Source organism: Paenibacillus oryzisoli, assembly GCF_001653565.1.
In the GTDB taxonomy this organism is placed as follows: Bacteria; Bacillota; Bacilli; order Paenibacillales; family NBRC-103111; genus Paenibacillus_E; species Paenibacillus_E oryzisoli.
Window position 1 is genome coordinate 1 of sequence record NZ_LYPB01000047.1, and the last position, 16,303, is coordinate 16,303.

A 16,303-nucleotide genomic window follows, 5' to 3' on the forward strand; every position below is an offset into this window, starting at 1 on the left:
CTGCATAATTTTAAAAAATGAATGCTTAGGCCACGTAAGAACTCTAACCAATTTTTCAATTTGAATTGTGAAATCGACTCGAAAATCCAGTTATTCGCATGGGCAGGCGGCCTGGGGTTGGCGCCGATGGGTATGACATGGGCATCATGAACACCAATAGTACCAACTTCAACTACTTCTACTAATCCTGTTACTCCTGCTACTTCTACTACTATTGCTACTTCTAATACTCCTGTTACTATCACTACTATTGCTACTTCTGATACTCCTGCTACTATCGCTACTATTGCTACTTCTAATACTCCTGCTACTATCGCTACTATTGCTACTTCTAATACTCCTGTTACTATCGCTACTATTACTACTTCTAATACTCCTGCTACTATCGCTACTATCACTACTTCTAATACTCCTGCTACTATCACTACTATTGCTACTTCTGATACTCCTGCTACTCTTTCTACTTCAAAAGTAACAGTAACAGTAAAGCCTAACCCCAAAACAAACCTAAACGAACAAAGGGAGCAGTTACGCCTAATCAGCGCAACCGCTCCCTCTTTAACTTCTACCTTATAGATCCTTGGCGTATCTCGCATAGCACTTCCAACTTTGATAACCCAGCTTTCCGTAGAATTCTACGTAGGGTGTCGTGTCAATGACCACATGGCGAACGTCACGCTGCAACAGGTAATGAATCGCTGCTTGCACAATTGAGATCCCGTACTTATATCCTCGAAAGCTCTCATCGATGCCTAGAGGACCAATACCGCCCAATTCCCCCTCGAAGAGCGGCGACCAGTAAATGTTCTGCGCTAACAAAGGTGACTGTGCATCGTTCATCCTGCAAAACCCAATAATCGAGCCTTCTTTCTCCAGTATCACGAATTCCCTGCCCGTACCCCCGCGTTCCCAATAGTCGCGATGCTGATAATCCCATGCGCCAGGAAAGCAGCGGCTCATGAATGCTGTTAGACCTTCTCGATCCCCCCGATTGGCAACTCGGAATGTCGCCTCATGGACAGACGGCAACGCTACGTTGGGTTCGTCTTCGTACGCGTTCAAGAGATCGAAAGATTTCTCCAAGAAAGCGTAGTTACGCTTCTCAAACCACGCTTTCGTGTCCTCGAGTCCATCCGGAATCCCCGGAAATAGACGGCCGTGCAGATCATTACCCAGCATGATCCGCTGCGCGCCGGCGCTCTGCAGGGCTTCTTCGGCTTTGTGCAGCAAATAACTGCCGATTCCCTTATTTCTAAGCTGCGGATCTACCATCATTGCCTGGATCCACCCCATGTCCTCCCGAATTCCATAACGCGTGGTAACGTGACTAGCCATCTTGGCGATGACGAACCCAATAACTCGTCCCGACGATTGTTCTATCGCCACCAAGGATCCTTCCCTTAACCAAAGACGATCGCCAACGACATTCTGCTCCAACAGTCGAAGTCTCATCGGAAATGTGTCGGACAACTCCTTATTCCAAAGCGCCACGATATCGCTCAGATGCGACTCTTCCATCACTTCGAAAATCCAGTTCATGCTGCTCCTCCTCTAGGTAACCTGTTCACACCTACATAATTAACGCAATTCGCATAGCCTTACTGAGAAATATAGGACAACATGCCGCTCTCGCATATAAGCAAATCTTACACTTCTTTGTAAATCTATGAGAAAAACTTCTATCGAAGTCCTTCGAGGATGAGCGACCGCGTTTTATAGGTGGTTTTATCTTATGTGGTCTCAAAAAGCCCCTCCCCCACCTAAAAGGCGAGTTCAGGGCATAGCATCTTACTGCTTATTTGCATAAATGTGAGGATTCTGGCGTTGGCACTCCTCGATAACCCACAACTGCCTGCGCACTTGCTGAGGAGTAATTTCCAACGCTTTCCCCTCGGTAAGTGAGTCGTACAACATCAGGTACAGCTTCTCTGTCATATGCTCAAAAGAGGACTTCCCGTCTGGAATCGCAACCTCCCAGCTTTCCGTTTGCCAAGGCAACTTCTCGCTGCAATAGGCAGGCTTCCCATCCGCTTTAAATAACGGCTCTCGAATTAGCTTCTGCTCAGGCGCTTCCTCCGCTTTAAAATATTTCCACTCCAGCTTATCCCCTGTTCCATGGAGACCGCCGTTCGTTCCTTGAATGTTGAACAGTTCATGTGGAAAAGCAGAACTGGATGAAATTTCCAAGTCAATTGTAGGCCTTCCTTTTCCACGCAGAAGGAGTTTCACATAATCCTCCGCATCTCCAAAGGTATTCGTTCTATCCATGATACACATGATTTCCGGCTGTGCGTCTGCTCCGAAGAGTTGCAGAGCCTGATCCAGCGGATGCGGCCCCGTATTCATTAAACTGCCGCCATTATTGCTTTGCAGCGTTTGCCAGTCCCAACGGCGAGCAAACCCGTTATAGCTGAAGTCGATCTGTACGATGCGACCAAGCACGCCAGATTCAATCACTTTACGCACCTGAACGAAGGCTGGCTGGTAACGGGACTGCTGGAATACAGCCAAGATAGCACCGTTTCGTTCAGACGCCTCGATGAGCTGATCGACTTCCTCCGTTGTCTTTGCCAACGGCTTCTCACATAAGACATGTAGACCGCGGTTAAGCAAATCCAGCGAAATCGGAAAATGCTGATGGCTCGGAGAAGCATTCACGATCAAATCCAGCTCCTCTCCAGCTACCATATCCTCCCAAGAAGCATAGGCTTGGCAACCATATTCTTGTTTCGCCAGCTCTTGCCGCTCAGGAATAGAATCTGCAACCGCAGTAATTTTGTAATGCTCTGGCAATTGAACAAGTAAATTCCCGTGGATATCGCGCCCGCTGCGCCCCTGTCCAATAATACCAACCTTCACAATTTTCTTGGTCATCGCAATTACCTCTTTCTTTCATGGGTTTAGGTGGTCTTGCCAAACGTTTTTTTATATTCCGTAGGCGTTATGCCTGTTCGTTTCTTGAAAGTTCGGATGAAGTGGCTGAGATGATGAAATCCGACCTGGAAGCCAATTTGTGTAATCGTATGCATATTGCGCTGAATTAACTCCATCGCTCTTTCAATGCGTACCTCATTCACATAATCGACGAAGTTCTGCCCTGTTTCTTTTTTAAAAACCGTACTAAAGTAAGCAGGCGCCATGTTCGCTAAGAAAGCTCCTTGCTCCAGCGGAATATCTTGACTGTAATTATCGTGAATATACCGTTTTACTTCCTCGATAGGATGCTGGCTCGTCGTTGTTGATTGTACACGTTGCTTTCGCCTAGCACTGCGGTACTCGCGATCCATGATGATGAGCAGCTTGACGAGGCTCGTACATATCGCATATTCATAACCCGCTTCACGATGCTCAAATTCATCCTGAATATCTTGCAGCAGCTGCTCAACGAGCAGTTGCTTCGACTTGGCGATATGCAGCCATGGCTGCGGCAAAGAGGATGGCTCAGACAGTTCGTCAGCATTTTGAAGTAAAGGATGCAGGGTATCCGAGAAAGGTCTCAACTGCTCCGTCACCAAATAGGGGAGAAAATCAATCAGCACCACTTCGAACTCATGATCCTGGATTGCGCTCAAGCTGTGTTCCACCCCTGGGGTGATGATGAACATATCCCCTCTGCTAACATTCAGCGACTTACCGCGCAGCTGGTGGTTGCATAAGCCCCTGAGCACGTATGCAATCTGTGTATATTCGTGGATATGCAAGGGCTGCTTCAGCGTAAGGCTGGAGTAGCGGAATATTTTAAAAGGAAACTCCTTTTTCAGTGTGGATTTAGTTTGAAAATAGGTCATTCCCTTCTCCATGCTCATACGATTACCACCCGTCCGAAGCCATATTTCCTTCAAGCATATGTCAATTGGCAGAATAGAACAACCCTACCGTGTCGAAGCGCGGAACAGCGCTCCGGTTTAAATCCCACTGCTTCTATCGTAAACGAGATTGCCGGCTTTGTACGTCTTCTGCAAGGAGATACGGCCGTCATCTCGCACAGGTTCTATGAGCACGAAATCAGCCGGAGCCCCTGCCAATAAGCCCCCTGAGACAGGTAATCCCATTAAGCGAGCGGGTCGTGTCGAAGCCATCTCCCATGCTGATGAGAACTCAACAAGACTACGTCGATTCAGATGTTCGATGCCCCACAACAACATCTGGGCCGAGCCAGCCAGCAGCCGGGGGTCAGCAGCTAAGTGAAGCTTGCCTTCTGTGGTAAGTACAACTTCTCCACCAATATGCGTCTTGTAGACGCCTGGTTCAAGACCGCTGATGGCCACGGCATCGCTAACTAGCAGCGCTTGCTCCCCTTTCACCTTCAGCACAACCTTCAGCACTTGGTCCGGCAAATGAAACCCATCTGCAATCACACAACTCCACAACGCCTCCTGTGCCAATTGCTCCCACAGGTAGTTCGGATGGCGCGGCAGCATCAGATGAGCCCCGTTTCCCAGATGCGTCGACATCCGAGCGCCTGCCGCGACGGCTTCCGCAATCTGTCCTGCGTCCGCAGCGGTGTGTCCGATGGACACGATCACCCCACTATCGACGCAGCGCTTGATGAAAGCGGCACTGTCCGGCCATTCCGGCGACAGTGTCACAATCTTGATGCGGCCGCCTGCCGCTTCCTGCCAGCGGCAGAAGAGGTCCCAATCCGGCGGCCTTACGGCATCTAGGCGATGAGCGCCGCGCGCTCCGTCATCCGGCGAAATGAACGGGCCTTCGAGATGAATGCCCGCAATGCCTTGTTCTGTCGCCGGATCCGCTGCGCAGGCGTTTGCTATACAGCTGAGCGCGCTTGCGATCGCCTCGGGCGAGTTCGTAATAACGGTGGGGTAACTGGAGGTGACCCCTTCCCGCCATAGCTTGCGGATGATCTGACTAACCGTCTCCTCTTGCAGCGGAAGATGGTTAAAGTCTAATCCTGCATAGCCATTGATTTGGAGATCGACCAAGCCAGGGGCGACGATCGGCAGCTCTTCCGTTTGAGCAGCATCCACCTGCACCACCTCACTGATCCGCCCATCGCGGACAGTAATCGCAACAGGCGCTCCCGTGGCATAATGGCGTGCGCGAATGGTAATCATTTTAACGGCCATAGGAATCGCGATCCACATACATCGTGCAGTCCGGATGCTCCCGAAGAATCGTCGATGGACACTCGGTCGAGATCGCTCCATTCAATGTACGCTTGACTGCCGCATGCTTCGTTACACCAGGGACAGAGCAGAACAGATGACTCCCCGACATGAGCGCTGGAATTGTCAGAGTTAATGCATGGGTCGGCACATCAGCCAAACTGTTGAAACACCCATCATTCACCTGCTGCTGCCGACATATTTCATCCAATTCCACACGTTTAATCAACGCTGGATCTGTGAAATCAGCAACGGGCGGGTCATTGAAAGCAATGTGACCATTCTCGCCGATGCCGAGGCAGACGATATCAATCGGCGCTTCTTGGAGGAGTGCGCTATACCGTCTGCACTCGTCCTCTGCCCCATTCATACTATTAATGAGATGCACAGTGCCAGGCTTCACGAGATCGAACAACCGATCTTTCAGAAAGCGCCCAAACCGCTGCGGTGCATCCTCATCAAGCCCGATATACTCATCCATGTGAAACACCGTGATCCGCGACCAGTCGATGGCTTCATCCTGAGCCAGCGTTTCGAGCATTTCATTTTGGGAAGGCGCTGCTGCGAAAATAATACGGATAGCCGCTTTCTCAGCAAGCAACGACTTGATTTGATTGGCTGCATCTTGCCCTGCTGCTTGCCCCAACGCTTTCCGATGCGGATATACATTAACCTTCAACGCATCAATTCGTGTCTGCCAAACTGGTTGTACTTCCACTTGTGACTCGCTCATAGAATCGCTCCTCCAATTAGTCTCATAAAGTCAGTTGCCGCCCTTCAGCAGCGCTCTTATAAATTTGTTCAACAAGCTGCACCGCGCGCAGCCCAGATTCTCCCGTAACCAGCGGTTCATCGCCGGCTTCGATGGAAGCCATAACGTCCAGCAGCTGGCTTTGATGAAAATCCGACACGATGCTGCGCGGATCCGTAACGCCGCCGTAGGCACCTGCCTGAGCCCAAGTTGGCTCGCTTCGCCCCGGCACTGTCCAATGGACAATCGTCGAGCCTTCCAACTTGATCGCGCCTTTTTCCCCGTACAAGTTGATCGTTGCTGCAAAGCCTGGAGCGATGCTAGTCGATGCCATGATTGTACCGAACGCCCCATTTTTAAATTGCAAAATAGCCAATCCCAAATCCTCGGCTTCCATCACATGCGTCTGCGTAGCCACTTTGCCAAAGACGGTGTGAACGTCACCCGCGAACCATAACAGCAGATCCAAGCAATGAATCCCTTGGTTCATTAAAGCCCCGCCGTCCTCAGCAATCGTGCCGCGCCATTCTGCACTATCATAATAAGACTGGGATCGATGGAAGGGGAGTGATACCTCGACCAGCAGAAGCTTACCGAGCGCGCCTTCATCCAGTACCCGTTTAATCGCTTGATTCTGCGCCTCAAACCGCCGCTGTGAGATGACAGAGAGTGTAACATGATTCGCTTTGGCGGCTAGCACGAGCCGCTCGGCATCGTTCACATTCATAGAGATCGGCTTCTCTATAATCAGATGCTTGCCTGCCTTCACGACCTCCAAACCAATGGCCGCATGGCTGCCGCTTGAAGTCGTGACACAGACGATATCTACATCCGGTCTGGTCAAAAGCTCACGATAGTCCGCTGTCCAGGAGCAGCCTTCTCGTTCAGCAACCGCTTGCGCCTTCGCCTCCGCTCGACTCGATACGATGACTAGACTTGCTTCTTCGATTTGACGGATTGCCTCAATATGAAAATCAGCGACCGACCCACAACCGATAATTCCGAACCTCCAGTTAACCAAACCTATACCTCCTCAAGCAGAGCTCGAAGCGCATCCAGTGTCATTCGTGTACCCGTCAGCTGACTGCCACCCTCTGGAACAAAATGCGTTTCAATGGTATACAATCCTGCATACCCCTCCCCTTCAAGCGCCTTAATCTGAGCCGTAATTGCCGCATCTCCTGAACCAAGAGGGACGCATTTCGGTGTTCCGTCTTGACGAATGTAAGCATCTTTCAGATGGACATGGGCCAAAGCATTTTTCATATATTGGTACCCGCTCGGGAAAGCCTCTCTGGCGCCGTATGCTTCATTGCCTGGGTCCCAAAGCCCTCGAACAGCTGGAGAATTGATGGCAGTTACAAGTGCCGCCACCTCTTCTGCAAAACCCCCGTTACAGGAAGGTTCATTCTCTAGAAGCAGCATCATGCCTGCCTTCACTGCGATGTCGCCTGCCCTTTTTAAATGATGAACAATCTCATCACGATGCTGCTGCGGATCCAACTCCCGCCAAAATGAGAAAATACGGATGCGTGTTGTCCCCAGCCCTTTAGCAATTTCGATAACCCTATCCAGCTTCTCAAAATGCTCCTCTACACCTTGTTCCTTCTGCCCAAACGTGTCCCCGGATTCAACGAATCGCTTCGGATCTAGCGCGCATTTAAACAAAGGAGATGCAATAGCGGAGACATATAGTCCTCGCTCTTCAACCATTTTGCGGATATCTACGATGAGATCGTCAGCCAATGCCGAGACATTGACACCATTTACAACTCTTACTTCAACATGTTTCAAACCTTGCTCGGCAATCCAATTCAACGCTTTCTCGAAATCCGGAGATACTTCATCCGTCAGCACGCCTAATCGATCCCAAATCAATGAATATCCTCCACCTTCGCTTGTCATTTTCCTAACTATACCAAGATTGCCTGGTGGAATGTTGACGTTTCTATTGAAGTAAGTTTACATTTTTTTCGCTTTCATGCACTTGTGGTATATTAGCCCCTAAATGAAAATCACAGCCAGTAAATAAAAGGAATTTGAGTGCATATGTGGAATAGATGTATACACAGAATATGAGACTTTATAACTAGTTAAAGTAGTTCTTCATACACGAAACGGGAGGTAATTGTATGAAATCAACCGGAATTGTAAGAAAAGTAGACGAGCTGGGACGTATCGTTTTGCCTATTGAGTTGCGCCGGACGCTTCATATTGAAATCGGTGACGCCATCGAGGTCTATGTGGACCCTGAGCGTATAACACTCAAGAAGTATATGCCTGCTTGTGTGTTCTGTGGTAATTTCGAGGATATGACCTATTTCAAAGGAAAGCTCGTTTGCAGTACTTGTATTGATGAGATAGCTTAATTGAAAAGCTAGGCTCAAAATAAAGACTACGCCGTCCTTTGAAGGACAGTAGCGTTTATCTAAAAATTCAGCATAATGATTAAGTAAAACTTATAAATTCTGATAGTTGAACAAAGGGCCAAGGGCCCTCCAGGGATTACCCTGAGGGCTTTTTGTAGTGTATGGCGCAATCCCTCAAACGCCAATCTGCTGACACCCACCGCCTCGACTTCCTTGCTCATTTTGATAGCCCACTCCCTCAACTACCTTGCTCAGTTCGACTCCTCCACTCCCTCAACTACGCTACTCAGTTCGACTCTCCCTACTCCCTCCGCTACCTTGCTCAGTTCGACTCTCCCTACTCCTCCGCTGCTCAAAATATATTTAAATGGATTTTATGTAGCTATTTTTGCGGATTTTCCCCATTCTGATCCAATAGATGGATTTCATACAGTTAATATCCTTCAGAATCGAATAAACCACCAATTCTGTTCATATTAGCTGTATATTTTCCATTTATTCGCCTCAGCTCACGAATTACGACCATTATAACTGTACTTTTTCCATCTATTTGAAATCCAGCTATCCAACTGATCTCCTACTCCCACCTTCCCGCCCTAAGCCACCCATCACCTGCTTTCGACTGAAACAAATCCAGCTACCCAACTGATTCTCCTACTCTCACCTTCCCATCCCTGCCCCACCTATCACCTGCTCCCGCCTATAACAAATCCAACTACCTAACTGACTTCCCTACTCCTATTACACCATCTCCACCACGATTCACTCTTGCCGCCTAATGCCGCTGCCGACTCCTTGCCGTTCTCCGCCATAACCAAAAAAGCCCCCGAATGAGAACCACTTCTCATTCGGAGGCTTTCTCTTACCTACTTCACCTCGACCTGCACCTGCTCAGGTCGATACACCGCCAACAACTCGCCCGCAGAATTCGCGGCGAACATCACCGTACGTTCGGCTTCCAGCTCGAACGCATAGCTCCGGCCCGTTGCCGGATCGGTCACTTCAATCGGCGTATCCACGCTGAACTCCGAGACGAAGATGAACAGGGCTCCGTTCTCGAAGCTGAGCTTCCGTCCATACACGCCTGGCAGCTGCCCGCCTTTTACCCACGTCAGTTCGCGCTCAACACCAGCTGCATTCAACGCATACGTGTACAGCTTCTCTAACACATCACTGCGCTCACCCAATTCCACTGGGAGTGGACACCAGATCAGCTTGCCTTTGCCCAGCTCGTAGCTGCGAACGACAGCATGTTGCGAGTTCCAGCCACCGTCATCGGAGAGCGTGGTTTCCTTGTTCAACTGAGCGATCCGTGCGCCAGCGAAGGACACAGGAACCATCTCACCGTCCAACACCATCGCCTCTTCGTGGACAATGTTGCCCAGCACCGTTTCACCTACGAGATCGGTCAACCGAGCAACAGGTGCCCAGTACTCGTTCAAACCTAGCGGCCCTGTAAATAGCAGCGTGCCACCATTATCACGAATATGCGTCGTCAACTTCTCGAGCGCGGCATCACTGAAGTTATGTGCACTTGGTACGATAATCAGCTTCGGCTGATCCGACGCTAAAGCTTCAAGATGATACTCGCTCAACCCGCGAAACGGCACATTCATCCCATAAGCCAACGTGCGTGTCAGCTTCGCTGTTGCGTCTCCGGCAACTTTTCGCGTGGAAAAATCATTTGAATACGGGAACACAGCCACAACATCTTCTAATTGACGGCCAACGAAGAGATCGCGAATCTCGCCCATGAATGCCCCGAAATCGTACGAAACATCCGCCTCCGGCTTCTCTGTTCCATCAGCCCGCAACGCACCAATATGCGATTCATTGATGTTATTCATATAGAAGTTGATATTCCAAATCCACTGAACAGCCCCCGCTCCACCTGTTGAGAAGGCATAGGCATATTTGCGCTCCAAAATATTACGCAACTCGTACTCCGAACGCTTAGCACGCCCATCCGCCGTCTCGACATACATAATGCCCGTTTCTTGAATCAAATTCGGCTTCGTCGACGCCTTGGAGAAGATTCCGTCCCACACCAACTGATCCATCAACCACCATGTATGCACCGTCGTATAATCCACAGCCTCCGCGTAAAAGAATGGCGATGGCCGCTGAGCGCCCAATCCCTCATCCTGTCCCACAGTCGCCAACTGTGCAGGGTTAATACTGCGAATCGTCGCGATGAGTTCCTTCGCCCACCGATTATGCATGTCCATGGTGAACAGGGTGTAGTCCAGCCATGGGGACCCCTTTTTCTCCAAAGTTTCCGTCGTGTTCATATTCACTTCATCAGGATCCATTAACCGAACGCTCGCGAAGCTTGGCAACTCCACCGGGGACATGTTCCAACGCTCTTGCAACTTGCGAATATCACCATGACGCTCCTCCAGCCAAGCTACATACGCTTCGTGCTCGAATGCATCATGTGCGGACTGCGGCCCAGCAAAAGGCTTGCTCGGATTGAACATCGACGGCTCGTTGATCAGATCCCAATGCACATTCGTCGTTTCCTTATGTCTGGACACCACCGAAGAAATAAACCGCTTCTGCGCCTCCACGCTGCGCGGATCCAAATACGGATTCACGCCCTCCCACAGCTCTGGTGTAAAAGAGAAGAAATTAAACGTGACTTCGATTCCGTGTCTTTTGCAAGTCAAAATAAAAGCATCGATACTGCGCAGCACTTCCTCATACGGATGTCCATCTACGAACATAATCTGGCGCCACGCCGACCACACGCCCGTACGCAGCAGGTTGATACCCGCTTTGACCATTTGCGCAATATCCCGATCCCACACTGCAACGTTCGGCAAGAACAAAAACTTCCTCGCCACATCGCTCGTCATATACGTCATCCCCACAATCGGGAGCGGACGTCCGTCCTTCCAGAAGTAGTCGCGATCACAGGACATCGGTGTTCCTTCACGAAGCAAGTCAGCATCATAACCCCAGAAACCCTGGTTAAACGTGCGTGTCTCCCCCGTATTCGCAACCGCTTTACACACCGCTGTATAGTAACCTGCTTCGATATCAACAGGGATGTTTACCTTTTTAAAAGAGAGCTCACGTGACGCATTCATCCCGAATTCTGTCGTCCAGACTGGTGTTCCATGCCCCTCTTTCAGTACCTGAACGTGGAATGTCCAAGACTCATTCGCTGACACAGCTCCTGTACGATTCGCAATTGTCTGCAATTGAACCGTTAAGGCGGCACGATCGCCCGGATCATAACAAGCATAGTTCGGTTTGAACCAAATTTCTGTTACGCCACGTTTTGTATAGGCTGCTAACTCCACGACTAGTGCAGCCCCGCCATTTTGCCAAAATCCTTCATCCGTGACCACATTGGCGAAAATCCACCGTCCCCCCGCGAAGGCTCCCTTCGTATTCTCAAGAAGCACGACCGGCGCTGCCACTTCACGTCCCTCTTGGGAAATCCCCTTCAGAAGTGGCGTGAAATGTGCATCCATCGGACCACTCGAACCAACTTGACCAGGGTGATCATCAGTCCTAGTCACATGTAGCGCAAATCCAACCGTCGGTTGAATGGCGAACAGATTTTCCTTGCCTGCCAGTAACGGCAACTCGACATTCGCGATATAACTAGCGATGGGAGCGTCGTCAACGGAAAGGATTTCATGAATTTGAAGCTGTTGATGGTACGCCGTTTGCTCGATTTCCAGCTCCCAGCCCTCTGTGCCTTGGTAAGCAGGTACCCGGAAGGGAGCACTGCCTAGGTGCACGAATCCTTTGCCCTTACGCGCATGAGTTAGGATGGCTTGCCATGCTGACTTTGGGAAATACCGTCCATGGAGATGGATGAAATTATCTGCCCCTTGATCCAGCGCCGCTGCTAGCCCGTCCGCTCCAACTATTTCCCCTAATTCCCCCAGCTGTACAACGGCTTTATCATCGGGCCGAATGCCTTCATACGGAAATGTAGGATCGTAAAATATGATCGTTGTAAACATGCTCTCATCCTCCAAATAGGTGTGCGGGTTCAATCGCCACGCCATGTTTATTTTGTTATTTTTGTTAGCCTAACAACTCCCGATTATGAACATAATTTACTCACTTTCTGAGTTGCGGTCAATCTTTATTTTGCATACCACCATTAATTACAAGCAGATTGACAATATTGCCATGATCATGAACAATAGTCTTGTTAGGTTATTTGAAAAATTAACGTATGTTTTACATAGAAGGATGTCACTCATGAGCCCTAAAGTATCTATGCAGCAAATTGCTGATCGACTAGGCATGTCCAAGTTCACTGTTTCTCAAGCATTATCTGGTAAATCAGGTGTCAGCGAAGACAACCGTCTTCGAATTCAGGAGACTGCGAAAGCGATGGGCTATACGCTCCAGCAGAAGCACACGCAACCCATGTCAACTAATCTGCCTGCTGCCAGTCATCTATCAGATGGGGATCCACTCGTCAAAACCGGAATCTCCCCCTATATCCTGATCTGGATTCAGTCTTCCTATTTGGAGGACAACCCTTTCTGGGGAAAGGTTCTCGCCGGCATTGCCACTGCTAGCAAAGAGCTGGGTTACGAGCATCTCATCGTTCCCATCGCACCACATCACCAACCCCAGCTGCAGATGCCTTCTTATCTCGATCCGTCGCATTGCATAGGGCAGTTGTTAGCCGGTACCTTTCCTGCCCAGTCCGTCATTTCATTGAAGCAGAGTGGGCTTCCACTCGTCCTCATCGACCATCATGAATCGCTCATCGAAGTCGATTGTGTGCTTAATAACAATTTGGATGCTGGCAAAATGGCCTGTCAACGCTTGCTCTCCGCTGGCGCGAAGCGAGTGATCTTCATCGGCGATGATCAATTCGCCGTCTCCTTCAAAGAGAGATGGTGGGGCTGCCGCATGGCACTCGAAGATATGGCCGGGCCATCCGAGCACTACCATTTGAAGAAATGGCAAATCGCCTACGGCGAGCCGCACATGCTCCACCAACTAGAGCGCAAAGTGGCGGCATTGACACCGGAAACCATGCCAGATGGTTTTGTTTGTGCCAATGATCACCTCGCGCTTGCGCTGTTGCCAATCCTGAAACGTAACGGAATCGATGTCCCCGCACAAATTAAAGTTATTGGGCTGGACAACATTGAAGCCGCCGCCTATGCGACACCTGCATTAAGTACAATTGAGCTCGGCAAGGAATTCTTGGGCATTCGAGCTGTCGAAACGCTCCTCTACCGCCTCCAGCATCCAGGCAGACAGGTGGAGAAAGTGGTGTTATCAGCGCGGTTTATTGCGCGTGATTCTGGCTAGACGTTTTTGCAAGTTTATGGGGACGCGGCGAGGACATTTCATGTTAGTATTAACTGGAAAATATACAGCTATTTAGGTGAATTTTCCTCAAAAAATCGATTTAACTGTATAATATGTAGCTAAAATCACCGCTCTCACTGAAATTTGCTAATCAGCGCAAAATTAACTGTATATTTTCCATCAATTGATCATTTGATCGGAAAAACCCGAAATATAACTACATAAAATCCATCTATTTGTCTGGAAAACAGCATATTTACGATACCCCAGCCACAAACCCCTAATCTGACTCTGCAATTCACATCAACATGTCAAGTCTCACCTACAACTACTCCCACTACTAGCTACATTCAACCCAACCCTACTCGCAACCATTAATCGTCCATCCTTATCTCCCTTCCCCCTCACGTCATGCCCATTAAGTCGCTAGCATCACTCCCCCAACTCAACTTCATACCGCAAAAAAAACAGCGAGTAAGCACGCCCGGTAGGCGTCGTTACTCGCTGTTCTGCATAAAACTAATGAAGTTCGTCTAAACACTTGTTGCACAATTATCGGGGGATAATGTTTTTCTGCAATCCATACAGTAATCAATATTTTGCAGCATTCCCGAATATTCTACATTATTGAGCGTAAGTTTGTCTTCGTGGAGACAAACTTCCTGCAATTGTTTGTTAAGTTCATCTTGCCACTTATATAGCTTAGCTATTTCATTAGAGATAATCTGAATCTCAGTTTTCAATTGTGTATAAGTTGTCATAAATCAACATCCTCTTCCTTTATAAAGAATCTATATATTCTTTATAACGCACATTCACTGCGGATGTTGGAGAATCTTGTATCTCAAATATTGTAGTTTTTCGTCATTTCTCCCCGATATTTACCCAAACAAGCCTACAACTCACGCATCATGAACATGAGCAGCTCACGTTTTTACCTATTTCGATAAATAACTTAACCCGATAGAAACCAGCATGCCCGCAAGCGCAATCCAAAATAAATATGACCGCCCGATGCGTTTCAAACTTTTATCTTGTCGATCCATCGCCGATTTTTTCCGATTGCTGCTCGTGTTCGTTTCTTCCTCAAGTTCATTACTCACCTGAGATTTCCAATTCACGAATTGGAAGCCAATGCCGCTAACCACAACAGCTACCATCATCAAAATTAAAGAACCCATAAATACCTTGTCCGCAATGGACGCCATGCTGCATTCAACCTCACTATCTACCTGTAGTGTACCCATTATACTTCAAATGGGGGTATAAATACGAACTACGCTATCTTGATGACGTTCACATTCCGACTAATTGAGATCCGTTGTCATACTCCCTTGTTGCTACGGTATCTCCTGATTGGACCACTTGTTTTGACATCAGGTATCACTTTACCTTTTTCAACCAGAGACTTAAGATATTTTACAGCCGTATTTCTATGGATTCCAACAGCTTGAGCTATTGAAATAGGCGAGTAGGCCTTCGTCTTATTTTCAATAAATTCGAATATTGCTAGTTCCGTTGGAGACAACGCTGGTTGGGCAATATTGGATTCCGCGGAACCCATCATCACCAGAGCACATGGATAATGAATTTCTTTAGTGAGAAAACTAGACCCTTTTGCAATCGCAGCCGCCGATCTCCTGTGGACGACTTGATTGGTATTTCCATCCACTTATCGTACGCAGCACGAAGCTGCAAACTCATCTCGTCATTCATTTTCCCAACTCCCTCTCCACATTAAGAAAATAAAATAGCCGCTAGCACGGAAACGAGTTTCCATGCTAGCGGCATGTTCTTCACGACCTGATCTCACTTCATAATTTACTTCAAGTTACGCAAAATTACAGTAGTTATTTGCACTTTTGGCAGCGCTAGCCTACCGCTGACGGCGGGGCTGATCTTGCCGAGTACCTTATAGTGTGCGATCGCCTGGCTTCCAGTTCGCTGGGCACAAACCGCCAGCTTGCAATGCCTGCAGCACACGAAGTGTCTCGTCAACGGAGCGGCCCACATTCATATCTGTAACCACTTGATAGCGAAGCACGCCATCTGGATCAATGATGAACAATCCGCGGTGTGCCGCGCCTGTCTCATCATCTAGGACGCCATAGGCACGTGCTGTTTCTTTGGAGAAGTCACTGACCAGCGGGAACTTCACAGGGCCAATGCCGTTTTGATCGCGCGGTGTTTGGGTCCAGGCACGATGCGTGTAGACACTGTCTACTGATGCGCCTACGATGTCACAATCGAGATCCAAGAACTGCTCGTAATGGTCGCTGAACGCGGTGATTTCCGTCGGACATACGAAAGTGAAATCGAAAGGCCAGAAGAAGAATACGACCCATCTGCCTCGGTAGTCTTCGAGTGAGATCTTCTCCTCAAGCGTGTCCATATTTTTCGTGGAAAGCAGGGAGAAGCTCGGTGCCGGCAGTCCTATTTTAGCAAAAGTAGTAGCTTGAGATTGAACAGTAACTTGTTGTGTCATGATGTGATCTCCTTTGAGTTTTAGATTAGATTAGCTAGCGATTTCGGCTAGTGCTTTTTTGAGTTTGGTGACGTTGAGACCTAGAATTTTGTGCTCACCAATGACAGTGACTGGCAGTGACATTAAGCCCATATCGTGAAGCTCTTGCCCGAATTGATCATTCAAATCAATGTTTCTTTCTTCGAAAGAGACTTCCTGCTCTGTTAAGTATTTTTTCAATTGAACACAATACGGGCAGTTGGTACTGGAATATACGATTACATTTGACATA

Annotated in this window: 16 protein-coding genes; 2 read left to right on the top strand and 14 right to left on the bottom strand. The window is 48.7% G+C overall.

Going from position 1 to position 16,303, the window contains the following annotated elements; genetic code table 11:
* The 8 genes from A8708_RS35215 to A8708_RS04240 all read right to left on the bottom strand — a co-directional run.
* On the bottom strand, positions 1-596 hold a 596-nt coding region (locus A8708_RS35215), incomplete at its 3' end, for a hypothetical protein (RefSeq protein WP_157264535.1).
* Positions 571-1,539, bottom strand: coding sequence for a GNAT family N-acetyltransferase (locus A8708_RS04210; protein ID WP_068662272.1), 969 nt, complete (start codon positions 1,537-1,539; stop codon positions 571-573). The genes A8708_RS35215 and A8708_RS04210, both read right to left, overlap by 26 nt.
* Before the next feature lie 249 nt (positions 1,540-1,788).
* Positions 1,789-2,874 (bottom strand): Gfo/Idh/MocA family protein, encoded by a 1,086-nt coding sequence (locus tag A8708_RS04215; protein WP_068662273.1) that lies wholly within the window; start codon positions 2,872-2,874, stop codon positions 1,789-1,791.
* 26 nt (positions 2,875-2,900) lie between these two features.
* Complete coding sequence (locus tag A8708_RS04220) at positions 2,901-3,806, bottom strand: AraC family transcriptional regulator (RefSeq protein ID WP_068662274.1); 906 nt, start codon at positions 3,804-3,806, stop codon at positions 2,901-2,903.
* Between the two features lie 99 nt (positions 3,807-3,905).
* Entirely contained in the window at positions 3,906-5,168 is a 1,263-nt protein-coding gene (locus A8708_RS04225) for an N-acetylglucosamine-6-phosphate deacetylase (protein WP_338044175.1), read from the bottom strand.
* Positions 5,077-5,859 (bottom strand): glucosamine-6-phosphate deaminase, encoded by a 783-nt coding sequence (locus A8708_RS04230; protein WP_068662276.1) that lies wholly within the window; start codon positions 5,857-5,859, stop codon positions 5,077-5,079. The genes A8708_RS04225 and A8708_RS04230 overlap by 92 nt, the downstream gene beginning before the upstream one ends.
* 22 nt (positions 5,860-5,881) lie before the next feature.
* Positions 5,882-6,898 (bottom strand): Gfo/Idh/MocA family protein, encoded by a 1,017-nt coding sequence (locus tag A8708_RS04235; RefSeq protein ID WP_068662277.1) that lies wholly within the window; start codon positions 6,896-6,898, stop codon positions 5,882-5,884.
* 2 nt (positions 6,899-6,900) lie between these two features.
* Complete coding sequence (locus A8708_RS04240; protein ID WP_068662278.1) at positions 6,901-7,755, bottom strand: sugar phosphate isomerase/epimerase family protein; 855 nt, start codon at positions 7,753-7,755, stop codon at positions 6,901-6,903.
* A gap of 254 nt (positions 7,756-8,009) precedes the next feature.
* Between A8708_RS04240 and A8708_RS04245 the strand changes: the two genes are divergently transcribed.
* Positions 8,010-8,246, top strand: a complete 237-nt coding sequence (locus A8708_RS04245) for an AbrB/MazE/SpoVT family DNA-binding domain-containing protein (RefSeq protein WP_068662279.1) — start codon at positions 8,010-8,012, stop codon at positions 8,244-8,246.
* A gap of 866 nt (positions 8,247-9,112) precedes the next feature.
* Here the strand turns inward: A8708_RS04245 and A8708_RS04250 are convergent.
* Positions 9,113-12,229, bottom strand: coding sequence for a beta-galactosidase (locus A8708_RS04250; protein ID WP_068662280.1), 3,117 nt, complete (start codon positions 12,227-12,229; stop codon positions 9,113-9,115).
* 244 nt (positions 12,230-12,473) lie between these two features.
* On the opposite strand from A8708_RS04250, the gene A8708_RS04255 reads away from it, so the two are divergent.
* On the top strand, positions 12,474-13,547 hold the full coding sequence (locus A8708_RS04255; protein WP_068662281.1) for a LacI family DNA-binding transcriptional regulator: 1,074 nt from the start codon (positions 12,474-12,476) through the stop codon (positions 13,545-13,547).
* A gap of 533 nt (positions 13,548-14,080) precedes the next feature.
* On the opposite strand, the gene A8708_RS04260 is transcribed toward A8708_RS04255, so the two are convergent.
* The 5 genes from A8708_RS04260 to A8708_RS04280 form a co-directional block, all read right to left on the bottom strand.
* Positions 14,081-14,308, bottom strand: a complete 228-nt coding sequence (locus A8708_RS04260) for a hypothetical protein (RefSeq protein ID WP_068662282.1) — start codon at positions 14,306-14,308, stop codon at positions 14,081-14,083.
* Positions 14,309-14,485: 177 nt separating this feature from the next.
* Positions 14,486-14,794: a hypothetical protein gene (locus tag A8708_RS04265; protein ID WP_157276877.1), complete on the bottom strand. Its 309-nt coding sequence runs from the start codon at positions 14,792-14,794 to the stop codon at positions 14,486-14,488.
* Positions 14,795-15,113: 319 nt separating this feature from the next.
* On the bottom strand, positions 15,114-15,263 hold the full coding sequence (locus tag A8708_RS35220) for a hypothetical protein (protein ID WP_157264537.1): 150 nt from the start codon (positions 15,261-15,263) through the stop codon (positions 15,114-15,116).
* 196 nt (positions 15,264-15,459) lie between these two features.
* Positions 15,460-16,032 (bottom strand): peroxiredoxin, encoded by a 573-nt coding sequence (locus tag A8708_RS04275; RefSeq protein ID WP_068662284.1) that lies wholly within the window; start codon positions 16,030-16,032, stop codon positions 15,460-15,462.
* 30 nt (positions 16,033-16,062) lie between these two features.
* Positions 16,063-16,302: a glutaredoxin family protein gene (locus A8708_RS04280; protein ID WP_068662285.1), complete on the bottom strand. Its 240-nt coding sequence runs from the start codon at positions 16,300-16,302 to the stop codon at positions 16,063-16,065.
* Position 16,303: the final 1 nt, after the last annotated feature.